The sequence below is a fragment of the Desulfoluna sp. CYM3A genome, from assembly GCF_056829965.1.
In genome coordinates this window covers 1434613-1456974 of record NZ_CP186556.1, presented here as the reverse complement: position 1 = coordinate 1456974, position 22362 = coordinate 1434613, and the positions used below count along the sequence as shown (strand labels likewise).

Here is a 22362-nt window from a genome sequence, read left to right as displayed (position 1 = left end):
TTCGCCCGACATAAATGCTGATGGTTTATACAGGATAGCTCTCAAGCTTCGACGTCACAGGGTACATTGTCGTTACTTGCTCATTGTTAATTTAACCGCACTGCCTCCGGCGGCCATGGAATGATCCCCTGAACCCCAGGTTGCGGATGCTTTCCCCCTCATTTCTCGGAGGAATGCATACCACCGGAGTGTCCATAAACCCATCTCAGATCTGTTTATATAGCGTTCAAACGTTTGGCCCCCGGCAGGGTCGCCGGAGGCATAAACTGTGTGATTGCGATCATGTAAAGGACAGCCCCATGCTCCAGTTCCACACCCCCATCCTCTTTGCCCTGCTGCCCCTGCCCCTTCTGCTGAAACGCTTTCTGCCGGCATACAGCCAGCGGGAGCAGGGCATCAGGATTCCGTTTTTTGATGAGCTCGTTAAGAAAACCGGGCTCACGGCCTCGTCCGGGGCCGTGGTCCACGGGATGCCCCTCATCCACACCATCCTGGTCTTTGGTGCGTGGATCCTTTTGGTCACGGCCCTGGCACGGCCCCAGTGGGTAGAGGAGGCCGTCACCAAAACCGTTCCCTCCAGGGACCTGCTCCTTGCCGTGGACCTTTCCGGCTCCATGGAGACCACGGATTTCAAAAACAGGGAGGGCAAGGTGGTGGACCGGCTGACCGCCGTCAAGGAGGTGCTCCACGAGTTCCTCGAAGAGCGCGAAGGGGATCGGGTGGGGCTTATCTTTTTTGGGTCCGCAGCCTTTATCCAGGCCCCCTTCACCGAAGACCTGGAGACCTGCCGGATTCTCCTGGACGAAGCCCAGGTCCGCATGGCCGGTCCCCAGACCATGCTGGGGGACGCCATCGGCCTTGCCATCACCCAGTTTGAGCGCAGCGACATGAAAGAGAGGGTGCTCATCATCCTCACCGACGGCAACGATACGGGCAGCCTGGTGCCCCCGGACAAAGCCGCGGACATCGCCAAAGACAACGGGGTGACCATCCACACCGTTGCCGTGGGCGACCCACGGGCGGCCGGTGAGGAGAAATTAGACGAAGCCACCTTAAAGGCCGTGGCAGCCACCACCGGGGGCGCGTTTTTCCATGCCGACGACCGCGACGGGCTCTCGGACGTCTACAAACGGCTGGATGAGATGAGCACCCGGGACCTGGAGACCATCAGCCACCGCCCCAGGACCGACCTCTTTCACTGGCCCCTGGGCGTGCTGCTCTTGGTGAGTTTCCTCTACCACGGCATGTCAGCCTTTTTCTCCAGAACGGCCAGAGCCACGCGCCATTCCCGGAAATCAAAGACGGAGGCGGCACACACATGACGCAGATCATCCACAACCTCCATTTTCTCAGGCCCCTGTGGCTCCTCGCCCTTGTCCCGGCCCTTTGCCTTGCCATCCTGATCCTCAGGCGGCACCACGGCAAAACCCCTTACGAAGGCGTCATCGCACCACACCTCCTTGCCCATCTCCTGACCGGGCAGGACAAAGCCAACCGACTGCGCCCAGCCGGGCTCCTCATCCTCTTCTGGTGCCTTGCCGTCACCGCCCTGGCCGGGCCCTCCTGGAAAAAAGCGCCCTCCCCCTTTACCGAGGACACCTCGGCCCTGGTCATCGCTGTGAAGGTCACGCCTTCCATGACCGCCGAAGACATCCGGCCCTCGCGCCTTACCCGGGCATCCCATAAAATAAGGGACCTTCTGGCCTTAAGGCCGGGCGCACGCACGGCCCTGGTGGCCTATGCCGGAAGCGCCCACCTGGTCATGCCCCTGACCCGGGACGCCACCATCATCACCACCTTTGCAGGGGAGCTCTCCCCGGAGATCATGCCGGAAGAGGGAGACCAGGCAGCCGCAGCCCTTGCCCTTGCTGCAGAACAACTTGAAAAGAACAACCAGCCCGGCTCCATCCTCCTCATGGCCGACAGTGTGGACCCAGGCCAGCTCAAGGCCCTTGAAGCCCATGCCGCCGAACACCGGTTCCCGGTGCATATCCTTGCCGTTGCCGCAGACAAAGGGGTCCCGGTTCCCCCGGACAGCCCCCCTGCCCCGCCCCTGGACGCAAAGAGGATGAAACAGGCCGCAGACGCCGTGGACGCGAGCCTCACCATCATCAGCCCGGACGACCGAGACATCAAGGCCCTGAACCGCCGCATCGAAAGCACCCCCGTGGACGCGGGGCCCCCGGAGGAAGGCGAGCACTGGCAGGACAGCGGCTACGCCCTGGTGCCCCTTTTAACCCTGCTCAGCCTCATGTGGTTCAGGCCGGGATGGCGCGTGAGGTGGCGATAAACGGAAAACCCCAAGGAACCCAAGCCATGACTCCAGGAAAAAAAGCCGCAATCGCCGTTTCCGCCGTCACCGTCATCCTCGCCATAATGGCCCTGGGCGAGACCGGTGGCTCCCTGGTCGGGCTCTTTCTCACCCCGGACCAGCAGGGCCGCCTGCTCATGTCCCGGGGAGACTACGCCACAGCCGCCGAGCGCTTCTTTGATCCCATGGGCCGAGGCCAAGCATACTATCGCAACGGCCAGTTCAAGGAGGCCGCCGCCGCCTTCGGCCAGGTTCCTTCGGAAGAGGGCCTCTTCAATCGGGGAAACGCTCTTCTGATGGCCGGAAAATACGACGCGGCCATTGCAAGTTACGACGGTGCCCTCCTGGCCCGAACAGGCTGGAAAGAGGCTGAAGAAAATAAAAACCTTGCCATCGCTCGGCGGGACAACATGGCTCCCCCTGAAGGAGACCAGGGAGGCATCGGCGGGGACCAGCTTGGGGCGGACGAGATCGTGTTCAGCGACCGTGTGGAAAAATCCGGCGGAGGCCGGGAAGAAACCGTGGAAGGCAGCGCCCAAATGTCGGACAAAGAGCTGAGGGCCATGTGGCTGAGGCGGGTACAGACGCGGCCCGCTGACTTTTTGCGAGCCAAATTCGCCTACCAGAACAGCGTACAAAAACCTTAACCAAGGGATAATCCCCAGATTCGCAAATGCTCCGTACCTTCGCTTGTCGCGCCGTAGGGTGCGCTTGCGCACCGCCGAGAAATCGCAGCGATCACTATCCCCATGCGGGGTCATCTTCGCGCAGCATCGACATGGCAAAAGGCGTTGATTTTTCGAACACATGGTGCGCAAGCACACCCTACGGGATGTCACCGGACAAGCTGTTAAAATAAAGCAGGGCAGCCCAGCGCAACACTCTGTGTTTTGCCCGAACATTATGGGCTAAACCGGTGCGCCCCTCAAAAAGGCAGGTAAAAAACATCCCATGAAAACACACCCCGCAACCACGTTCCCAAGGGTCTCACTGTTACGGCATTGCCGTTTCCTTTTCCTGCTTCTCGCAGGCATCCTTCTTCTGTCATCCCCGGCAGGCGCCCAGGGCCCTTCGGAAAAAATCCGCGTCTCCCTAGCCCCGGAAGGCGAGGTCAAGGTGGGCCAGAGGGTGACCCTCTCCATCGAGCTCATGACCACAGCCCGGTTTTCCGGGTCCCCAGGGTTTGACATACCCGAGATACCGGGGGTTATCGCGCTGAAGCTCAACACCTTCGGCATCAACAGCACGGAAACCGCAGACGGCGTCACCTACAGTGTCCAGGGCCATGAGTTCGCCCTGTTTGCCCAGCGGCCGGGCAAGCGGGTCATTGAACCCTTTGACGTGCGCTTTTATCCCACCGGTCCCGGGGCAGCCCCGCCCCGGGAGGTCACGCTGAAGACCGAGCCCCTCACCCTGGATGCCGTCATGCCCCCGGGGGCCGAAGATCTTTCCGCACTCATCTGCACGGAGGCTGAGCAGCCGAAGCGTGGGACCCGGAACCGGAAGAGGCCCGGGTGGGGGATGCCTTTACCCGCCGCATCACTATGCGGGCCGATGACGTTCCGGGCATGGCCTTCCCGCCCCTTGAGGTTCCCGACATCCGCTCCGTGGGAATCTACCCCAAAGAACCCTTTGTCAACGACAAGACAGACCGTGGGGACTTCACCGGAGAGCGGACCGAGACCATTACCTATGTGTGTGAAGCCAAGGGAACCGTCACCTTCCCGGAGGTAACGGTCCACTGGTGGGACCTCAAGAACGACACCCTCCAGGTAAAAACCCTTCCGGCCGTGAACCTCAAGGTGAAGGCCAACCCCAACCTCCTGACGGGAACCGATGCCCCCCTGCCCCTCTCTTCCTGGAACCGGGCCGTGCCGTGGCTCCTTTTTTCTGGCATCGTCCTCGCGCTGTGCGTTGGGGCGGCGGTAAAATACCGGGCCACATTGGGCGAACGTTTCATTGCATGGCGACAGGCCGAAAAATGCGCGGAGAAGACCTGCTTCAAGGCAATCAAAACAGCCTGCAAGGCCAAGGACCCTGCAGCCACCTACGCGGCCCTGCTCGCGTGGATAGATGCCCTCCCCAACGGCCCGGGCTCCCTCACCCCGGCCCTCATCAGCGACATCACCCGAAACCCGCCCCTTGCCGAACAGGCAAACCGCCTGCAACGGCAACTGTTCCAATCCCCCGGCAGCCAGAAGCTGTTCGATGCCCCCGCCTTTTTCAAGGCCCTTTGCACATCCCGTCGCCGCCTTCTTAAAAAGGAAAAAACAAAAACCTCTAAAAACGGATTACCCGGGCTGAACCCGTCCTGACCGAGGCACAACCGGTTTTCCCACCCATGCCTGCCTGCCGTACCATCCACTATTCATCTTGATTTTATGAAAAAACATTGTAGTATTCCAGAAGCTAAGTTCCACCGAAGCCACAGGCTTCATTCACCACCCCCTGCTGCCTCCAGAGTCCCGCGCAGACATCGTGTTCCTGATCCTCCCGGCCCCTACGTAGAGCAAACATACCCATATCGACACCGACACCGGAACCGCCATGGACGAGGCCCACACCGTATTTACCCGACTGCGACGCTCCATTTCCCATCCCCCCGTGCGCCCGGGAACCGAGCACAAAAGGGGCTGGGCAGGCTATGAAAACCTGGTGCTGCATATCCACCCCAGACGGGTCCCCTTAGCGGCCCTGCGTTTTACCCTCACCTGGGGGTTGGGTGGCATGTGTGCGGTGCTCTTTTCCCTTCTGGCCGCAAGCGGGATGCTGCTCCTCTTTGTCTACGAACCCTTTCCCGATAAAGCCTATCAGTCTATCCTGACCCTGCAAAACGAGATTCCCTTCGGACAGCTGGTCCGGAACATCCACTACATCAGCGCCAACTTCCTTATCTTCGCCGCTTTCCTGCACATGCTGCGGGTCTTTTATACCGGGGCCTTTCACACGGTGCGCCAGTTCAACTGGGTCATCGGTGTGTGCCTCTTTACCGGGATCCTTCTCTCCAACTTCACCGGGTACCTCCTGCCCTGGGACCAGTTGTCCTACTGGGCCGTCACCATCTCCACGGGCATGACCGAGTACATCCCCCTTGCCGGGGGCTGGATCCGGGCCACTCTCCAGGGAAGTGAGGGCACCGGCTCCCACACCCTCATGATCTTTTTTACCCTCCACACCACGGTCCTGCCCGGAAGCATGATCATCCTCATGGCCTGGCACTTCTGGCGCATCCGAAAGGCCGGAGGCGTGGTGCTCCCGCCCGATCCCTCCGACGATCAGCGCCCGACCATGGTGGATACCCTGCCGAACCTCGCGGTAAGGGAAGGGGTGGTGGCCCTGGTTCTCGTGGCCGTTGTCATGGCAATCTCGGTGGCGTTCAACGCCCCGCTGGGGGAAATGGCCAACCCCGGGCTCAGCCCGAACCCGGCCAAAGCCCCCTGGTACTTCATGGGATTCCAGGAGCTGCTGCTGCATCTCCACCCCACCTTTGCGGTATGCATCATCCCCGCGGCCCTGTTGCTCCTCTGCCTGGGCCTGCCCTATCGCAGATACGACACGCCCTCGGGGGGCGTCTGGTTTTTCTCTTCCCAGGGAAAAAAAGCGGGAATCACCGCCGCCCTCACGGCGGGGGTCGTGGTGCCTGCCACCGTGATGCTGAGCGAATACGCCCCCGGCCTTTCCGAATGGTTTCCGGGGCTGCCCCCCGTGGTCACCGAGGGCATCCTGCCCACGGCATCAGCCTGCGTTGCCCTGGCCGTGTTCACCCGGATCATCAAACGGCGCTTCGCCACCACGAACAACGAAACAACCCTGGCCCTTTTTACCCTGGCTGTTGTCTCATTTGCCCTTCTCACCCTCACCGGTGTCTGGTTCAGGGGAGAAGGCATGGGGCTTGTCCAGCCCTTTGCTCACTGACCATCGGAGAAAAACAGATTCCATGACCACGCAGACCACCCACACCGAAGGCCAGCAGCCCACACCGCCACGGCGGAGTTTCCTCAAAACCGTCTGGGCTTTTCTCGGGCTCATGGCCGCCGGCGAATTTCTCTGGATTGCCTCCGGGTTTCTCAGGCCCGGCAAAAAAACCTCACAGGCCGCCCCGTCGGACATGCTCATTGTGGCCGGAAAGCTGGAGGATTTTCCCATGGGATCGGTCACCGCCTTTGTGCGGGGCCGCTTCTACCTTTCCCGACTGGAAGACGGCGGCGTCCTTGCCATCTCCCGCAAGTGCACCCACCTGGGCTGCACCGTGCCCTGGAACGATGACGAGAAAAAATTCATCTGTCCCTGCCATGCCTCGGCCTTTGACAGAAAAGGAAGCGTCATCAGCCCACCGGCGCCGCGGCCTCTGGATATTTACCCCGTGACCATCGAAAACGGCGTGATCACCGTGGACACAAGCAGAACCATCCGCCGCAACGTTCTGGACCCTTCGCAAATCGCCTATGCCTGAGCAGAAACCACCGGACAAGGCCATGCCCTCTGACCTCACCCAAAATCGACCTGAGCACCGACGCTGGATCCAGGCAGGTGTCATCGCTACCCTGGTCATTGTTCTGGCCATTCCGCTCTATGTCCTGAAGGCAGATTACCTGCGCCGAACCCGTCCGGCACCGGCCCCCGCCGACCCTACCTTTGTGGGCAGGCAAGCCTGCATCGGCTGCCACAAGCCCGAGTACGACAAGTGGCGCAACTCCCACCACGACCTGGCCATGGACACGGCCACCGAGGCCACGGTTCTCGGGGACTTCAATGACGCCGTCTTCACCCAAAGCGGTATCACTACCCGGTTTTACAAGGACAACGGCGCCTTTTACGTCAACACCCTGGGGCCGGATGGACAAAACGACGATTTTCAAATCACCCACACCTTTGGTGTCTTTCCCCTCCAGCAGTACCTGGTGCCCTTTCCCGGGGGCCGGTACCAGTGCCTCACCATCGCCTGGGACGTGGAGAAAAAAAAGTGGTACGCCCTTCCCAACCACACGGACGACCCCGACGACTGGCTCCACTGGACCAACGCGGCCCAGAACTGGAACGGCATGTGCGCAGAATGCCACTCCACACATCTCCGCAAGGGCTATGACCACCGCACCGACACCTTCAACACCACCTGGACCGAGATTGACGTGAGCTGCGAGGCGTGCCACGGGCCGGGCTCCGCCCATGTGGCCTGGGCTGAAAAGCCCGAGATGGGCCGGGAAAAAACAGAAAACTACCATTTACTGGTGGACACCCGGGACATCACCCCCGACGCCCAGCTCGCCATCTGTGCCCGCTGCCACTCACGGCGTGCCTCCTTTGCGGATTTTGACCACCGGGACGACGACATCATGGACTGCGTCATCCCCTCCCTTCTCAACGAAGGGCTCTACCACCCCGACGGGCAGATTTTAGATGAAGTCTATGTCTACGGATCCTTTACCCAGAGCAAAATGTACCAGAGGGAGGTCATGTGCAGCGACTGCCACGACGTCCACAGCCTGGACCGAAAGCTGGATGGCAATGACCTGTGCCTCCAGTGCCACCGCAAGGATATCTACGACACGGCCGACCACCACTTCCACAAAGCCGTGGACAAGGGAAAGCCCAGCAAAGGTGATGACTGCATCAGCTGTCACATGCCCGAAAGCCCGTACATGGGCATCGACATGCGAGCCGACCACAGCATCCGGATCCCCAGGCCCGATTTGAGCCTTGCCCTTCAGACCCCCAACGCCTGCAACGCCACAGGCTGCCACGGAGACAAAACAGTTCAGTGGTCCGCCAACTGGACCCAGACATGGTACGGATTAAGGAAACGGGCCCATTACGGCACCACCTTTGCCGAGGCACGGAAAGGCAACCCAAAGGCAAAAAAAGAGCTGATCCGGCTCTCTCAGGATCAACTAAGGCCGCCGGTGGTAAGGGCCACAGCCCTCTCCCTGCTGCAACGCTACATGGATGATGAGGTCATTGGCGTGCTGGAGGAGTCCCTGTCGGACAGCGAAGCCCTGATCCGCCACACCGGCATCGCGACTCTGAACCTCACCGGGCATGAAAAAACCACCCGGCTCATCACCCCGCTGCTTTACGATCCGGTAAAAGCCGTGCGCATCCAGGCGGCTCTGTGTCTGGCCCCCGTCCACAGGGAGCAGCTCGACACCAACCAGAAAATCGTCTTCAACACCGCCATCGACGAATACCGCGAAGCCATGGAATATGCGTCTGATTTCGCATCAGGCCGTTTCAACCTGGCCATCATGCACGATGCCCTGGGCGACACGGACCAGGCCATTGCCCAGTACCGCGAAGCCATCCGCATCGACGGCCAGTTCTTCCCGGCCAAAAACAACCTGGCCATGCTCTACAACCGCATAGGCAACAACCAGGGGGCCGTTGCGCTCTTCCGGGACATCCTGAAAACCCACCCAGAGCGCTACCACATGGCATACTCCCTGGGGCTTTTGCTGGCCGAAGAGAAGCAATACGCCGAAGCCGCAACCTGGCTCCGCCAGGCGGCAGAGGGGCTGCCGGAGCGATCCCGCGTCCATTACAACCTGGGGCTGCTCCTCCAGCACCTGGGGGAAAACGCGGAAGCCGAAGCCTCCCTGCTCCGGGCCCTCGCCCTGGAACCGGACCATGCCGATTACCTCCTGGCCCTGGCCGACCACCTGATCAAAAACCAGCGGTACGATGACGCCGTCCTGGTGGCCCGTGCCATGGTTCAAAAGCATCCGTCCAACCGAACCGGATACGACCTCCTCAATTACCTCCGGCATGTGTCTGCCGAGCCTTCCTCCCCCGGGGCAGCGGAATAAGGCATCAGCCCCTGCGGAAGCAAAAAAAACAGTTCATCACCATATGTTGGTTTACCGTTGATAAACCAAATAAAAAAAGATATTATTTTAAAAACTTACCTCACCCCTTCTTCTCAAGAGCAATCCCCAGCAACAACCAAATCGTCTTTTTGCCGATGATGACCCTTTCGTGGAAAATCGTCGAGTCGACCCCTAACCAAGGAGCAGATTATGAAAACTGGCAAATTGATGGTCGCGGTCATCGCCGCATCCGTTGCGATGGTCCTCGCTGTGAGCCCTGCCTCGGCCGCTAAAAAGCCGAACATCCTCGTCATCATGGCCGACGATGTGGGCGTCCACAATGTCAGCGCATACAGCAAGGGCCTTGTGGGCTTTATGACCCCCAACCTCGACCGCCTGGCCAACGAAGGCATGATGTTCACCGACTACTATGCAGAGCAGAGCTGCACCGCCGGACGCTCCGCCTTTATTACAGGCCAGAGCCCGGTTCGCACGGGGCTCAGCAAGGTGGGCCTTCCCGGTGCAGACCTGGGAATCCAGCCCGAAGACCCCACCCTGGCAGAGCTCCTGAAGCCCCACGGCTACATGACCGGCCAGTTCGGTAAAAACCACCTGGGCGACAAGGACGAGTTCCTGCCCACGGCCCACGGCTTCGACGAGTTCTTCGGCAACCTCTACCACCTCAACGCTGAAGAGGAGCCTGAGCACGAGGACTACCCGAAGAACCCCGATTTCCGTAAAAAGTTCGGCCCAAGGGGCGTCATCAAATCCACGGCCGACGGCAAGATCGAGGACACAGGCCCCCTGACCCGCAAGCGCATGGAGACCGTAGACGAAGAATTCTTAGCCTCCACCAAGGACTTCATCGAGCGGGCCAAAAAAGCAGACAAGCCCTTCTTTGCCTGGTTCAACCCCAGCCGCATGCACTTTTACACCCACCTGAAAAAAGAGAGCCAGGGCGTCACGGGCCTGGGCGTCTACGCCGACGGCATGGTGGAACACGACAAGATGGTGGGCGACCTCCTGGATTTCCTCAAGGCCCAGGGCCTGGAGGAGAACACCATCGTGGTCTACACCACGGACAACGGCCCCCATTACAACGAATGGCCGGACGGCGGTATCTCCCCCTTCCGCGGCGAGAAGAACACCAACTGGGAAGGCGGATACCGGGTTCCGGCCATGGTGCGCTGGCCCGGCAAGGTTCCCCCCGGCACCGTCTCCAACGAGATCATGTCCATGCTGGACTGGGTCCCCACCCTCATGGCAGCCGTGGGTGACGAGAAGGTCTCGGAAAAACTTCTCAAAGGCCACAAAGCCGCCGGCAAAAAGTTCAAGGTTCATTTAGACGGCTTCAACTTCCTGCCCCACATCACCGGCAAGGAGAAAGAAGGCCCCCGAAAGAGCTTCTTCTACTTTAACGACGACGCCCAGCTTGTGGGCCTGCGCTATGACCAGTGGAAGATCGTCTTTGCCGAGCAACGGGCGAAAAAGATCGACGTGTGGCAAGAGCCCTTTGTCTGGCTTCGCGCTCCCAAGATCTTCAACCTCAGGAGCGACCCCTACGAGCGTGCCGACACCGACTCCAACAACTACGGCCGCTGGTACGTGAGGAGCGCGATCTCTTCTCCTCACCCCGGCCCAGCATGTGGTGGGCAAGTTCATCGCAACCCTGAAAGACTACCCGCCACGCCAGAAGCCCGCCAAATTCAATGTGGACTCCGTGATGGAGACCCTATATAAAGGCGGCTCCCACTAAGGGCTGAACTGGCTACCAAACGACAAAAGCCCCTGTCGCAAGCGACAGGGGCTTTTTTTATGTAGCGCCGGGTAAACGGCTTGGCTCACACGTTTTTTTTGAGCAGCAGAAGCTCCTGGACCTCCGTCAGGACAATGGGCCGGGCGTCAAGGTCCACATCGGGCTGTTCCGCCATCTGTTTTGCCAGCTTCGGGTCAAAGGCCATGTCGAAATACCCGAAAGCCCACCCATGAAATTCCTCCGGGCTCTCGAAAACCCACCGGCTTTCAAATGTCTCACTGCGGCGTACCACCCAGTCACTGTCACCGATGGCCCGGCGCACCGCCGCCTTTTCCCGGTCTTCGTTGTGGAGCAGTGCAAACACCTGCCCCATGCCTTCATCATTTAAGGGCTCCAGCACCAGCAGGCTCCCACGGTCCCGGAGCACCCGCCACGCCTCGGCAAGGGCCTTACCGCAATCCCGATGGTGATGAAGTGACAGGCTGAAGAGGATGATGTCAAAGGAGGCGTCGGCAAATGCCAAGGCCTCGCCGGACCCGACGGCAACCTCCGCCCCCGGGACCGTCCCCTTTGCCTTCGCCGCCCTCTCCTCATCCGGTTCAATGGCTGTAATGGAAGAGGTCTCCCTTGCCAGCCATTCGGTCAACCGGCCGTCCCCGCACCCGATTTCCAGAATGTCCCGATGCGCCAGGTCAACAAAGGCCTTGATCTGATCGCGTGTTTTTTCTTCGCTGTTCTGCTCCATGGCCTTCCCGGCTCCTCTGCCCAGGATATGCGCCGATAAGATCACCGCTTTTAATCCTGCCGTTTCTCATGAGATATCCGGGCTACGCCGACAGACGGACCACGGCCTGGTTGAGGCTGTCCAGGACCTCTTTGGCGCTGTCCATGACCTTGCGGCTGTTCTCCAAGTTGCCCCGGGTCTGGGTGGCGGCCTCTTCGATGCGCCCCAGGATGGTTTCACTGGCCTGGTTGCTCTCTGCGGCCTTGGCGGTGATATCGCCCATACCGTCGTTCATCTCCCCTACGTTGACATCGATCTCACGGGTGGAGGCCGACTGCTCTTCGATGGCTGCGGCCACGCCGTTGACGATGGTGCTGATGTTTCCAATCACCTCGGAGATGGCCGTGATTTGCTTTGTGGAGTCGGCGGTGGCGTCCTGAATCCCTTTGACCTGGCCGCGAATGCCGCTGGTGGCCTCGGCGGTCTGATGGGCAAGGGCCTTGATTTCGTTGGCAACAACAGCAAACCCCTTGCCCGCCTCACCGGCACGGGCTGCCTCAATGGTGGCGTTAAGGGCCAAGAGGTTTGTCTGCTCGGAGATTTCGGTGATTACCTCGGTGATCTTGCCGATCTCCCGGGCCGCTTCGTCCAGGCGCTTGATCTCCCGGGAGGCCTCTTCGGAGCGGTGGACGCCCTGGGTGGAGATCTCCATGGCCCGGGCAGACTGACCGGCGATCTCCGTTACGGCACGGGCCATCTCTTCCATGGAGGCCGAGGTGAGCTCCATGTTGTGGGAAGCCTGCTCCACAGCCGCTGAAATGGCAGCGGTGTTCTCGCGCATGGACGAGGCGTCCGACGTTACCCCGCCGATCTGGGTGGCTGTCTCTTCCGAGGCCCCCACCATCTCTTCGGAGATATCCCGAAGCCCCTCGGAGGTACCGGTAAGCTCCGACGCTTTTTCCCTCAGTTCGTTGATCAGCATGGTGATGTCGGCGGCCCGCTCATCAAGCAATACAGAGTTTTCAATGTTCAGGCGGTACGAGGCGTTGGTCTTCTTGCCCACCCCCATCATCCCCAGGATATAGGTCAGGAACACGACACCGATGGCCCACTCACCGTTGAAAGCGGTCCACACGATAACGGGCACCAGCAGGCAGGCCACGTAAGCCACCAGAAGCCTCAGCGCCGGTGCCAGGGAGATAACACACCCCCCCACCAGGCCGCAGGTCATCACCATGGCATAGGTACTGTAGGCTGAGGTGGTCCCGTACAAATGAATGACCAGCATGCACACGCCCCCCCACACAAGGCCGGACACGAGGGTCGATACCAGAAAGAAACGATTCCAGAACAGAGGATTCTCGTTGTAGGAGGTTGCCGCCTTTCGGGCCGCCGCCAGTCTCAGCAGACTCAAAGCGACGATGACGGTGCCGAACATAACGGTGATAAGCGTATGCTCCCTGACCATGGGCGTCACGGCCAGGAGTATGCAGAACACCACGAAAAAAGCCACCACCGAAGGGCCGGAAAATGCGTAGAGATCCTGATACTTCTTCGCATTGACCTGTTCCTTGCGTTCCCGATCCATCTCTTCCACAGACATACATCCCCTCCCTTTTACTGACTTATCTGCACGGCAGCCACCAAAGCCCACCGTATTTACTTACCTTCAAGGGGAACCCGATCAAAACGCTCAAGACCCCTGTCAAAAGCCATTATCACCATTTGTGATATATCTGCCATTCATACTCTTAGAGGGAATAGTTAAACCGTTTTTCAGCAAATATCAACATACCTCTTTTCAAAAGAGAAGCAATCCCGGGTCCAAATACGCGGATTCAATTAGTTTGTATGCATACAATATTTTTTCATGACCTCACACGGCTTCCCAACTCTAATATAAATTGAAGTAACACCCATCATATTTACCATCACGCCGCAATATATTACTTCGTACATCAACCATATTGACAAAGGTAACCATCTTCCGATAGCCTTTTGCCTGGGAAGCGGCGTGATTGCCCCATGCCCCGGGTGCAGCGCCCCACCCGGAAAGGCGGCCTCCCGATATTTCATAAAAAAACGGCCAGACCAAAGCACGAAGATTGTTATTGAAGCTCTGATGCCTTGAATGATTTGGGTGCAACCCGTGAAATATCCGGGCTAACAGCCGACGACAACCCCTGACATGCAAGGAGACCCCATGCCGGATTCCGTGTACAGAAAACTCCAGGAACACTTGAACCAACTTCCCATGGGATTTCCCCCCACGGAAAGTGGTGTGGATATCGCCCTGTTAAAAAAGATGTACGAACCCGAAGAGGCCGAGCTGACGCTGAGCCTCACCCCGGCCCCCCAACGGGCGGATCAGGTGGCCGATAAAACCGGCACCGACCCCGAGGCCTGCAAGGCAAAACTGGACCGCATGGGAAAAAGGGGCCTTCTTATCACCACCACCGTCAACGGTGAACGCCACTACGTGCTGGCTCCGTACATCGTGGGCACCTACGAGTACCAGATTAACCGTCTGGACAGGGAGTACACCGACCTGCACAACCAGTACATGATGGAGGCCATGGGCCTGGAGGTCTTTGGCGGCAAGACCTCCCTCTTCCGCATCGTCCCCGTGGAGAAAAGCGTGGAATCCGTCCAGGAGATCCTCCCCCACGACGTGGTAAAAACCAAAATCCTGGAGGCGGACCGCATCGCCCTCACCGACTGCCTCTGCCGCCTGAAATCCAAAGCCGAGGGCCGCGGCTGCGACCACCCCGTCCGCACCTGCCTCTCCCTGAACCGATGCGCGGATTTTTTCATCGAAAACGACCTTCGGGCAGAAGAGATCAGCAAAGAAGAGGCCCTGGCCATCATGGACATGGCCGATCGCGAGGGCCTGGTCACCCAGACCCAGAACTCGGCAGGGGACCTGGACTACATCTGCAACTGCTGCAAATGCAGCTGCGGCATCATGGCCACCGTGGTGCACCTTGGGCTCCACAACCAGCTCACCAAGGCCTCCTACATAAACACCCCGGACACCGAGGCCTGCACCGGCTGCGGCACCTGCCTGGACCGCTGCATGTTCAAGGCCATCCGCATCATCGACGGCAAGGCCTCCATCCACCCCAACAAGTGCATGGGCTGCGGCCTCTGCACCACCACCTGCCCCGAAGGCGCCGCAAAACTAACCAAACGGACCCCGGAGCAGATGCCCGATGTCCCGGAAAGCGTCCAGGCCATGTACGACCGCATCCAGGCTGAAAAAGGCCGCCCCGAGGCCTTCCACTCCTTTACGGAGATCCAGGATAAAGGCGGGGTATTCTGATCGAACTTCTCACCCTTGGGACGAGCCGAGTGCACCCGTCTTCTGCGTTATCAGAGCCTTTGTAAAACCACGACTTCTTCAGCTCTGATACTTTGAATAGTAGGTGCACTCGGCTCGTGAATTCCGGGCCAAGGCACGCATCATTCCCCTTCTATTTCAGAACCGTTGATCGATACAGCCCCCCTTTTCGCCCCCCCCCATGCATTCCGTGCCAGCGACAGACCACCACAACACACGAGACAAACCGCGAAGAAACAGCCACTTATCCCTAACCAGACACGACAACGGAAAAATATCTCGCCCATTTAGTTGACACCATCAACCTAAGGGCTTATAGTTGATCATAACAACGAAATAGCCCACGTAGTGGTGGGCTGATATTTTAAAAGCATGTAAAATCATGACTCCGAGTCCGCCTCAGGCGACCGGCGCCCCAAATCAGGGCAAAAAATTTTATTCTATTAGTTGACAACATCAATCAAAAGGATGGATTTACCATGAACTCCCTGTCTAAGACCCTTGGGTACTTCGCGTTCATCACCGCCGAACTGACGGTCCTGTTCCTTGGCATCAGTACCATCGTGGCCCTGGTCCTCATGTACATACCCCATGAAAAGCTCCGGTCCTGGCTCTCCCGACGGGGCGTGGTGGGCAATGTCATCGCAGCCATGGTGGGCTCCCTCACCCCGTTTTGCGCCTGCTCCACCATTCCCATGACCCTGGGCATGCTCAACGCGGGGGCGCCCTTCGGGCCGGTGATGTCCTTTGTCATCGCCTCGCCTCTGCTCAACCCCATTATCCTGGCCATGGTGGCGGCCATGATGGGTCTTAAGGCCAGCATCATCTACTTTACCGTCACCTTTGCCGCATCCGTGGTGTTCGGGGTGATCCTGGAGAAAACCGGCGGAGCCGCCCACGTCCGGCACGTTCGCCTGAAAAACGGCATGGCCTCCGGCGGCCAGCAGGTGCCCGCCTCCTTTGGGGGCAAGCTGAAGGCATCGTTTCTTTCGGCATGGTCCGATTTCCGCGGAGTGCTGGTCTACCTCCTCGTGGGGGTGGGCATCGGGGCCGCCATTTACGGCTACCTTCCCCAGGAGTTCGTGGCCCGGCTGGCAGGACCTGAGAACCCCTTTGCCATTCCCGTGGCCGCGGTCATCGGCATCCCGCTGTACATCCGTGCAGAGACCGCCATTCCCATCGGCCTTGCCCTCTCCCAGAAGGGCATGAGCATGGGGGCCGTCATCGCCCTGATCATCGGCGGAGCCGGCATGGCCATACCGGAGATGAGCATGCTGGCAAGCATCTTCCGCAAGCGGCTGGTGGCCTCCGTGGTGGCGGTCATCTTTGCCACGGCGGTCATCGGCGGGTACGTGTTCAACCTGATGCCCGCTTAACCCTTATCTTTCAGCAAGAAAACGCACCAAAAACGTTTCAACACAAAAGGAGACACCCCATGAGCAACGAGAAAAAAAACGGATTGTTCGGAAAACTCTTTGGCAAAAACAAATCTGAGAGCTGCTGCACCATGGAACTCGAAGAGATCTCGGAAACCGAGTCTTCCCAGTCAAAGGAGACGCCGGAAACCCGGCCTGAGACCAAAGAGAAGAAAAACTCCTGCTGCGGATGCTGCTGAGCCATCCCGTGCAGATCAATCACATGAACCCCGAACGCTCCCGGCGATGCCGCCGGGAGCCAACCCTCTGACATCCATTTGTCGTGGATGGAATCAGGACCCTGAGCATGAATCAATTAGACCACACCCTCAAGGCCATGGACCTTCATTTTTTTGCAACCGAAAAGCACGGCATCTCCCTTGCGGCAGCAGCCGACTGCCTTGCCGACAAAGAGCAGTGCGTCTTTCTCGATGTCCGTACCGACGAGGAGACAGCCTACGCCCGATTCGGGGACGCAATCCACATCCCCTTAGAGCAGCTGCCCGACCGCCTGGACGACGTGCCGCGGGACAAAGCCGTTGTGGTCTTCTGCACCTCGGTGGTGCGAGCCAGCATGGCCGCGTTTTACCTGAAGGCCGAAGGCTTTGCTTCTGCCCGGACCCTGCTGGCAAACTCCGAAGAGATGATGAAACTGTTTTCTCCGGCTGAAATCCATCGGCGAAAAGACGCCACCCCATCAAACCGTTCATTCTGAACCATACAATTGAGGCGCATTATGGAAAACATACGAAACTATTTTAGGGAAATGGATTACGAAGCCTTTGGCACCGGAGGGTTTGCCACCAGCCCGGCCGCCCTGCCCGGCCTTATCAAAAACAGGGCCTTTCTGATGGACCTGCGCACCCGCGAAGAGGTTGAAGGGTTCTCCCTTCCCATGGCAGTCCACATCCCCCTGAACGAATTGCCGGACCGTCTTGACGAGATCCCCGATGACGTACCGGTGATCCTTTTTGCCGACGGCCCCTGGCGCCCCAGCGTGGCCATGGCCTACCTCATCGCCAGGGGATTTGACCAGGTCTCCATCATCCCCCAGGGGCTGCCCGAAATGGCCAAACTGCTGAAACCCGGCCCCCTGCATGCCGCAGGCGTACGCGGATCACTGGAGGCCACGCCCGGGTGCGGGTGCCGCACATGCTGCTGATAACCGTTGCCGCCCTGGCCTTTGCCCTGAGCTTCTTCTTCGCCCTGGGCGGGGTGGGCAGTGCCGTGGCCCTGGTCCCGGCCCTCATGGCCGTGGGCGTCCCCCCGGTAACGGCCAGGCCCGTAGCGCTCCTCGTCAACGTGGCGAGCCTGGGCGGGGCCACGGTCCACAACCTTCGAAGCGGACAGCTCAAACCCGGCCCCTGGTGGCCCCTCATTGCCTGCTCCCTTCCGGCAGCACCTTTAGGGGCCTGGGTCTCCACACTGATCCCCCAGACCATCCTCCAGGGAGCCTTCGCCTGTTTCATGATCTTGTCCGGGCTGGTCATTGTCCGCCCGACCCGGGAATCCACAAAACAGGCGGCGGACACATGCCCCCCGGCGGGAAGCGCCTTGCTGGGATCGGTATCGGGGCTCATCTCGGGGATGCTGGGCGTCGGAGGCGGCGGGGTCATCGTGCCGGCCCTTCACGGCATGGGGTTTCGGGCACAGCAGATCGCCATGGTGACGGCCCTTTCCGTCCCCTTCTCATCGTTGACAGGATTTATGGCCTACACGGCCATGGGCTCCCTCTCCCTTGAGACATGCGCGGTGGCATCCGTCGCCGCCCTGGGCGGGGGACTCCTCGGAACCCGGGCCATGCACCGCATCGATCAGAAACGGATCCGCATGGTCCTGGCCCTCTCCCTGATGGTCTCAGGCCTGCGAATACTCTGGAAACTTGCGGGATAACACCCGCAATCACTACCCGGTTTCAAGAACCGGACCTATAGCGGACCGGAACCACCGGTCATTCATCGAATCAGAAAGGAGTAACAAACAAATGACATGCTTCAACCAGGTAAAACGTACGATTCTCTCAACTGCCGCAGTACTCCTCGGAGCCGCCATCTTTTCCACCCAGGCGTCAGCCCATGTGCTTGACTTTATGCACGGGCAAAAGGCCGTGCCTGGAAGCGAACTCTACGCCTTAGGGGAAACAGCCATGGCCCATACGGATGGAAACGTATCCTATTTTACCAACGGCAAGGGACGCGTTCTCAAAGTCCACGCCACAAAGGGTGCAAACGACACCCTTCGCGTCACCGTACAGCGCGTTTATATTCCCAGGAACTATATCGCGGAGACCCACAGCGAAACCGCCAGGGCAGAAAAGCTCTACGATCGATTGAGCCTGGTGGCCCGCAGCAGCCAGGGAAAATACGCCCTTTTGACGGATAAAGACGGCATGGCGGCGTATCAATACGGCAAAGCCGTTGCAGAGAAGCTGGACTCTGAAAAATAACGTCCCCTTTCTTCTTCGTAAGGCGCGTCAGACCCGGTGAGCAGCGTTGCCTCACTGGACGCTGCCACCGAACCAAAAAAGGCACCGACCCAAACTGGCCGGTGCCTTTCCTGTATTATCACGTCCTCATTATTTTCTGGGGCCAGGGCGTCAGCCCCCAAGCCCCGGACTCTCTTCCGGCCCACCCTTACTTGTTGGCGGCACCGAGAAAGCTGCCCAGGGCGGTGAGGATGATCTCCCGCATGGGCGCATCGATCTTCGCAACGATCTCCTCCATACGGGCATGGGCGTTGCGGTTGATCTCCTCCAGGGCGTCCCGGCCTTTGGCCGTGGGCTGAACACAGCAGACCCGCCCGTCCGTCTCGCTGCGGCGCCTTTCGGCAAGCCCCTTCTTCTCCAGCCTGTCCACCACCCGGGTGGCGCCGCTCTTGGTAAACCCCAGCTTCCGGGCAATGCCCTGCATGGAGCAGTCGCACTCCAGGGAGATCTCCTTGAGCGCCCGGATGTCCGCATAGGACATGCCGTGGCAACAGCTGTTGTCCTGGACGTGGATGCCGAAGCGCCACACAATGTCATCAATATACCGCACAAACTGTTCTGTGTTTTCCGCCATAATCGTACCCCTTATTTAATTGACCTTATCAACCAATAAGGCATCTATCCTTCACTGTCAACATACGCTGGGAAAAAACACGGGCGCTGCATAGGGCGCAGACCGAGCAGTTACGCTGTCATCTCCCCTTTCAGACTGGCCTGCATGAGCTCGCGAATCACCTGTGTATCCGAACGGGTACTGAAAAGAAAAAACATTTTGGCAAGGGCCGCCTCCGGGGTCATATCAAACCCGCTGATGACACCGGCCTCCAGAAGGGCAGAGCCCGTGGCGTAGGTTCCCATCATCACCCGCCCTTTCAGGCACTGGGTGCAGTTAACGATCACCACGCCACGATCCGTGGCCTCTTTCAGCACGGCCATGAGTTCGGGGTCGTTATCCGGGGCGTTACCCACCCCGTAGGTCTCCAGAACCAGCCCCTTGATGGGCGGAGCCAGAAGGTTTTTCACCACCGCCGCAGAAATCCCGGGAAAGAGACGCAAGACCGCCACCGGGGAGCTGTAAAGCCGCTGGACCCGCAGGGAGCCCTGCCCCTCGGGCTTTGGCAGCAGCAGGTCCCTGTTGATCTCGATGTCGATGCCCGTGGTGCCCAGAGGGGGAAAGTTGGGGGAATCAAAGGCGTCGAAGCCCCCGGCGTTCCACTTGGTGGTGCGGTTGCCGCGAAACAGGCGGTTGTCGAAAAAAAGGCACACCTCGTGGATGTCCTCCCGGGCCGCCAGCAGCATGGCCGTGATGAGGTTCTCCCGGGAGTCGTTCCGCACCTCGCACAAGGGAATCTGGCCCCCGGTTAAAATCACCGGCTTTTGCAGCCCCTCCAGCATAAAGGGAAGGGCCGAGGCCGTGTAGGCCATGGTATCGGTGCCGTGGATCACCAGGAACCCGTCGTACTCGTCGTGGTGGGCCGCGATGTCCTCTGCAATGTCAAACCAGGCCGAAGGGCTCATGCTCGACGAATCCAGGGGCGGGTCGTACTCATGGATGTGGTACTCCGGCATGGACGGGCTCTTCAGCACGGCCATCTTCGCCATCTGCTCCTTGAGATACCCAGGAGAGGGCTCGTAGCCCCTGTCACCCCACTTTCATCCCAATGGTTGGCCAGTATGGCAATGTAAATTCTTCTTTTCATGTGGTCCTAATCTATGGTCAACGTACGGGAAAGAAAAAACGCCTTCTTCGGATCAAATACACATCCGCCATTCAAACAAACGTCAGCCTTGATCAGCGTTTGGCCATCGGCATCCGTACATCTCCTCCCCCCGAAGCACCTTGTCCCCTGGAGCGCCGCACTCCTGTGCAGCACGGGCAACGACGGACTAAAATGCCGCACCGGAGTGCGGCGCTCCGTTTCCGTTGATCTGTCTCGTTTTTGGAAGGTCGCAGCCCAGACGTCATTTAAGGCAAACGACAAAGCCCTGTTTGTTATAAGGTCAGGCAGAACCCAATCAATCGGTCTCGCCCATCCGGTTGCTGTAGGCGCGTGCCAGGCCCCCTTCGGCGGTTTCACGGTAGGGGCTGGGCAGGTCCTGGCCGGTTTCCCGCATGACGCGCACCACCTCGTCAAAGGAGATGAGGTGGGAACCATCGGAAAACAAGGCATAATCGGCGCAGTTCATGGCCCGTGTGGCGGCAAAGGCGTTGCGCTCGATGCAGGGGATCTGCACAAGACCTGCCACAGGGTCGCAGGTGAGGCCCAGGTGGTGTTCAAGGCCCATCTCGGCGGCGTATTCCACCTGGCGCACGGTGCCCCCCAGGATCTGGGCGGCGGCCCCTGCGGCCATGGCGCATGCGGTGCCCACCTCTCCCTGGCAGCCCACTTCGGCACCGGAGATGGAGGCGTTGTATTTGATGAGGTTCCCGATGAGACCGGCCGTGGCCAGGGCCCTCAAAAAGATAATTTCGTCGGCCTCCACCACCTCCATGAGGTAACGGATCACCGCGGGAAGGACCCCGCAGGCCCCGCAGGTGGGGGCGGTGACAATGGTACCCCCTGCGGCGTTCTCTTCGGAAACGGCCAGGGCGTAGGCGCTGATCTTGCCGGTGCGGCGGAAGTGGTCCCCGCTCATGACGGCTTTCTGGTGCAGGGTCCAGGCCTTGCGGGTGAGACCCAGCACCCCGGGAAGAATGCCTTCGGTGGCAAGGCCGCGATCCAGGGCGGCCAGCATGTGGTGGAGCTTATCCCGCAGGAAATCCCATATATCGGCGCCTTCGCACGCCTCCACATACTGCCAGAAGGGAATCCCCTCTTCCCGGCAGTGGCTCAGGATATCCTCCATGGTGGTGAGGTCATAGGTATGGGAGCTGGCAGGCGGCATGCCGGTTTCGCTGATGGCGCCCCCGCCGGTGCTGTAGACAAGCCATTCGCCCAGGCTGGTCCCATCTGCGTCCAGGGCCTCAAAAAGCATGCCGTTGGGGTGTCCGGGAAGGAGCTCTTCCGGGCGCCAGGCGATCTCCACCGCCTTGGGGGCCAGCCCCTCCGCCACGGCCACATCGGTGAGGTGCCCCTTGCCCGTGGCGGCCAGGCTGGCAAACAGGGTCACCCTGAACGAGGCGGCCTCCGGGTGCTTCCCGCCAAAGATTTCCGCAGCCCGCTTGGGGCCCATGGTATGGCTGCTCGAGGGTCCGACCCCCGTCCTGTAGAGTTCCCGAAGTGATTCCATGGCCTGCCTCCTTTCCTTACATCCCGCAATTCGTGCACATACGCACCGTCAAACAAACAATGCCGTCGGGTAACCCTCGACGGCATTGAATATCTTACACTGCGGATCGACGCCCGGACAAGGCCGGGATCGCCTGATGCACTTTTTTTTCCAAAGGAGGCCCGGTCGGGCCTCCTTTATATAAGGATCTGCATGAAGCTATTTCAGGTTGCGAAGGGCGATGCCGATGCAAAAACAGGCACCTCCCCAGGTAACGCCCAGCCCGAAGACCATCATCAGTACGGCAGATGTTTCCATAAC

General features: G+C 59.6%; 20 protein-coding genes and 2 pseudogenes. 16 read left to right on the top strand and 6 right to left on the bottom strand.

All coding sequences use genetic code 11. The annotated features are described in order from the left end of the window. The first annotated feature begins 299 nt into the window (after positions 1-299). The 9 genes and pseudogenes from ACOYW1_RS07530 (at position 300) to ACOYW1_RS07490 (ending at position 10851) form a co-directional block, all read left to right on the top strand. The gene (locus ACOYW1_RS07530) at positions 300-1322 is read left to right on the top strand and encodes a VWA domain-containing protein (protein WP_482422303.1); all 1023 of its coding nucleotides are present in this window, start codon (positions 300-302) and stop codon (positions 1320-1322) included. Then, positions 1319-2290 carry a VWA domain-containing protein gene (locus ACOYW1_RS07525; protein ID WP_482422302.1) on the top strand — a complete coding sequence of 324 codons (972 nt, stop codon included), beginning with the start codon at positions 1319-1321 and terminating at the stop codon, positions 2288-2290. Before ACOYW1_RS07530 ends, ACOYW1_RS07525 begins: the two co-directional genes overlap by 4 nt. A 26-nt stretch (positions 2291-2316) precedes the next feature. Continuing rightward, positions 2317-2958, top strand: a complete 642-nt coding sequence (locus ACOYW1_RS07520; RefSeq protein WP_482422301.1) for a hypothetical protein — start codon at positions 2317-2319, stop codon at positions 2956-2958. 304 nt (positions 2959-3262) lie between these two features. Then, positions 3263-3715: pseudogene (locus tag ACOYW1_RS07515) on the top strand (hypothetical protein); the annotation flags it as partial. A 110-nt stretch (positions 3716-3825) separates the two neighbouring features. Beyond that, positions 3826-4626 carry a BatD family protein gene (locus tag ACOYW1_RS07510; protein WP_482422300.1) on the top strand — a complete coding sequence of 267 codons (801 nt, stop codon included), beginning with the start codon at positions 3826-3828 and terminating at the stop codon, positions 4624-4626. Between the two features lie 232 nt (positions 4627-4858). Next, on the top strand, positions 4859-6226 hold the full coding sequence (locus ACOYW1_RS07505) for a cytochrome b N-terminal domain-containing protein (RefSeq protein WP_482422299.1): 1368 nt from the start codon (positions 4859-4861) through the stop codon (positions 6224-6226). Between the two features lie 22 nt (positions 6227-6248). Further along, on the top strand, positions 6249-6764 hold the full coding sequence (locus ACOYW1_RS07500; RefSeq protein ID WP_482422298.1) for a QcrA and Rieske domain-containing protein: 516 nt from the start codon (positions 6249-6251) through the stop codon (positions 6762-6764). A gap of 22 nt (positions 6765-6786) precedes the next feature. Next, on the top strand, positions 6787-9111 hold the full coding sequence (locus ACOYW1_RS07495; RefSeq protein ID WP_482422297.1) for a tetratricopeptide repeat protein: 2325 nt from the start codon (positions 6787-6789) through the stop codon (positions 9109-9111). Positions 9112-9321: 210 nt separating this feature from the next. After that, entirely contained in the window at positions 9322-10851 is a 1530-nt protein-coding gene (locus ACOYW1_RS07490) for an arylsulfatase (RefSeq protein WP_482422296.1), read from the top strand. A 101-nt stretch (positions 10852-10952) separates the two neighbouring features. Here the strand turns inward: ACOYW1_RS07490 and ACOYW1_RS07485 are convergent, their stop codons facing one another. Beyond that, a complete protein-coding gene (locus ACOYW1_RS07485) occupies positions 10953-11612 on the bottom strand; it encodes a class I SAM-dependent methyltransferase (RefSeq protein ID WP_482422295.1) in 660 nt (219 codons plus the stop codon). A gap of 82 nt (positions 11613-11694) precedes the next feature. Beyond that, on the bottom strand, positions 11695-13194 hold the full coding sequence (locus ACOYW1_RS07480; protein WP_482422294.1) for a methyl-accepting chemotaxis protein: 1500 nt from the start codon (positions 13192-13194) through the stop codon (positions 11695-11697). Between the two features lie 600 nt (positions 13195-13794). On the opposite strand from ACOYW1_RS07480, the gene ACOYW1_RS07475 reads away from it, so the two are divergent. The 7 genes from ACOYW1_RS07475 to ACOYW1_RS07445 all read left to right on the top strand — a co-directional run bounded on the left by ACOYW1_RS07475 (position 13795) and on the right by ACOYW1_RS07445 (position 18792). Further along, the gene (locus ACOYW1_RS07475) at positions 13795-14913 is read left to right on the top strand and encodes an ATP-binding protein (RefSeq protein ID WP_482422293.1); all 1119 of its coding nucleotides are present in this window, start codon (positions 13795-13797) and stop codon (positions 14911-14913) included. A gap of 497 nt (positions 14914-15410) precedes the next feature. After that, the gene (locus tag ACOYW1_RS07470) at positions 15411-16307 is read left to right on the top strand and encodes a permease (protein ID WP_482422292.1); all 897 of its coding nucleotides are present in this window, start codon (positions 15411-15413) and stop codon (positions 16305-16307) included. A gap of 59 nt (positions 16308-16366) precedes the next feature. Beyond that, positions 16367-16546: a hypothetical protein gene (locus ACOYW1_RS07465; protein ID WP_180147390.1), complete on the top strand. Its 180-nt coding sequence runs from the start codon at positions 16367-16369 to the stop codon at positions 16544-16546. Positions 16547-16653: 107 nt separating this feature from the next. Then, positions 16654-17061, top strand: coding sequence for a rhodanese-like domain-containing protein (locus tag ACOYW1_RS07460; RefSeq protein ID WP_482422291.1), 408 nt, complete (start codon positions 16654-16656; stop codon positions 17059-17061). A 21-nt stretch (positions 17062-17082) separates the two neighbouring features. Then, positions 17083-17508 carry a rhodanese-like domain-containing protein gene (locus ACOYW1_RS07455; RefSeq protein WP_482422290.1) on the top strand — a complete coding sequence of 142 codons (426 nt, stop codon included), beginning with the start codon at positions 17083-17085 and terminating at the stop codon, positions 17506-17508. Further along, complete coding sequence (locus tag ACOYW1_RS07450) at positions 17499-18239, top strand: sulfite exporter TauE/SafE family protein (protein ID WP_482422289.1); 741 nt, start codon at positions 17499-17501, stop codon at positions 18237-18239. The genes ACOYW1_RS07455 and ACOYW1_RS07450 overlap by 10 nt, the downstream gene beginning before the upstream one ends. A gap of 91 nt (positions 18240-18330) precedes the next feature. Beyond that, positions 18331-18792 (top strand): hypothetical protein, encoded by a 462-nt coding sequence (locus ACOYW1_RS07445; RefSeq protein WP_482422288.1) that lies wholly within the window; start codon positions 18331-18333, stop codon positions 18790-18792. A gap of 187 nt (positions 18793-18979) precedes the next feature. Here ACOYW1_RS07445 and ACOYW1_RS07440 read toward each other — a convergent pair whose 3' ends face one another. The 4 genes and pseudogenes from ACOYW1_RS07440 to ACOYW1_RS07425 all read right to left on the bottom strand — a co-directional run bounded on the left by ACOYW1_RS07440 (position 18980) and on the right by ACOYW1_RS07425 (position 22359). Continuing rightward, on the bottom strand, positions 18980-19405 hold the full coding sequence (locus tag ACOYW1_RS07440; protein ID WP_482416872.1) for a MarR family winged helix-turn-helix transcriptional regulator: 426 nt from the start codon (positions 19403-19405) through the stop codon (positions 18980-18982). Between the two features lie 110 nt (positions 19406-19515). Next, positions 19516-20463 (bottom strand): annotated as a pseudogene (gene ansA, locus ACOYW1_RS07435) (asparaginase); the annotation flags it as partial. Between the two features lie 384 nt (positions 20464-20847). Continuing rightward, positions 20848-22062 (bottom strand): L-serine ammonia-lyase, iron-sulfur-dependent, subunit alpha, encoded by a 1215-nt coding sequence (locus tag ACOYW1_RS07430; protein ID WP_482422287.1) that lies wholly within the window; start codon positions 22060-22062, stop codon positions 20848-20850. 198 nt (positions 22063-22260) lie between these two features. Then, a complete protein-coding gene (locus ACOYW1_RS07425; RefSeq protein WP_139163969.1) occupies positions 22261-22359 on the bottom strand; it encodes a MetS family NSS transporter small subunit in 99 nt (32 codons plus the stop codon). Between the last annotated feature and the right edge of the window lie 3 nt (positions 22360-22362).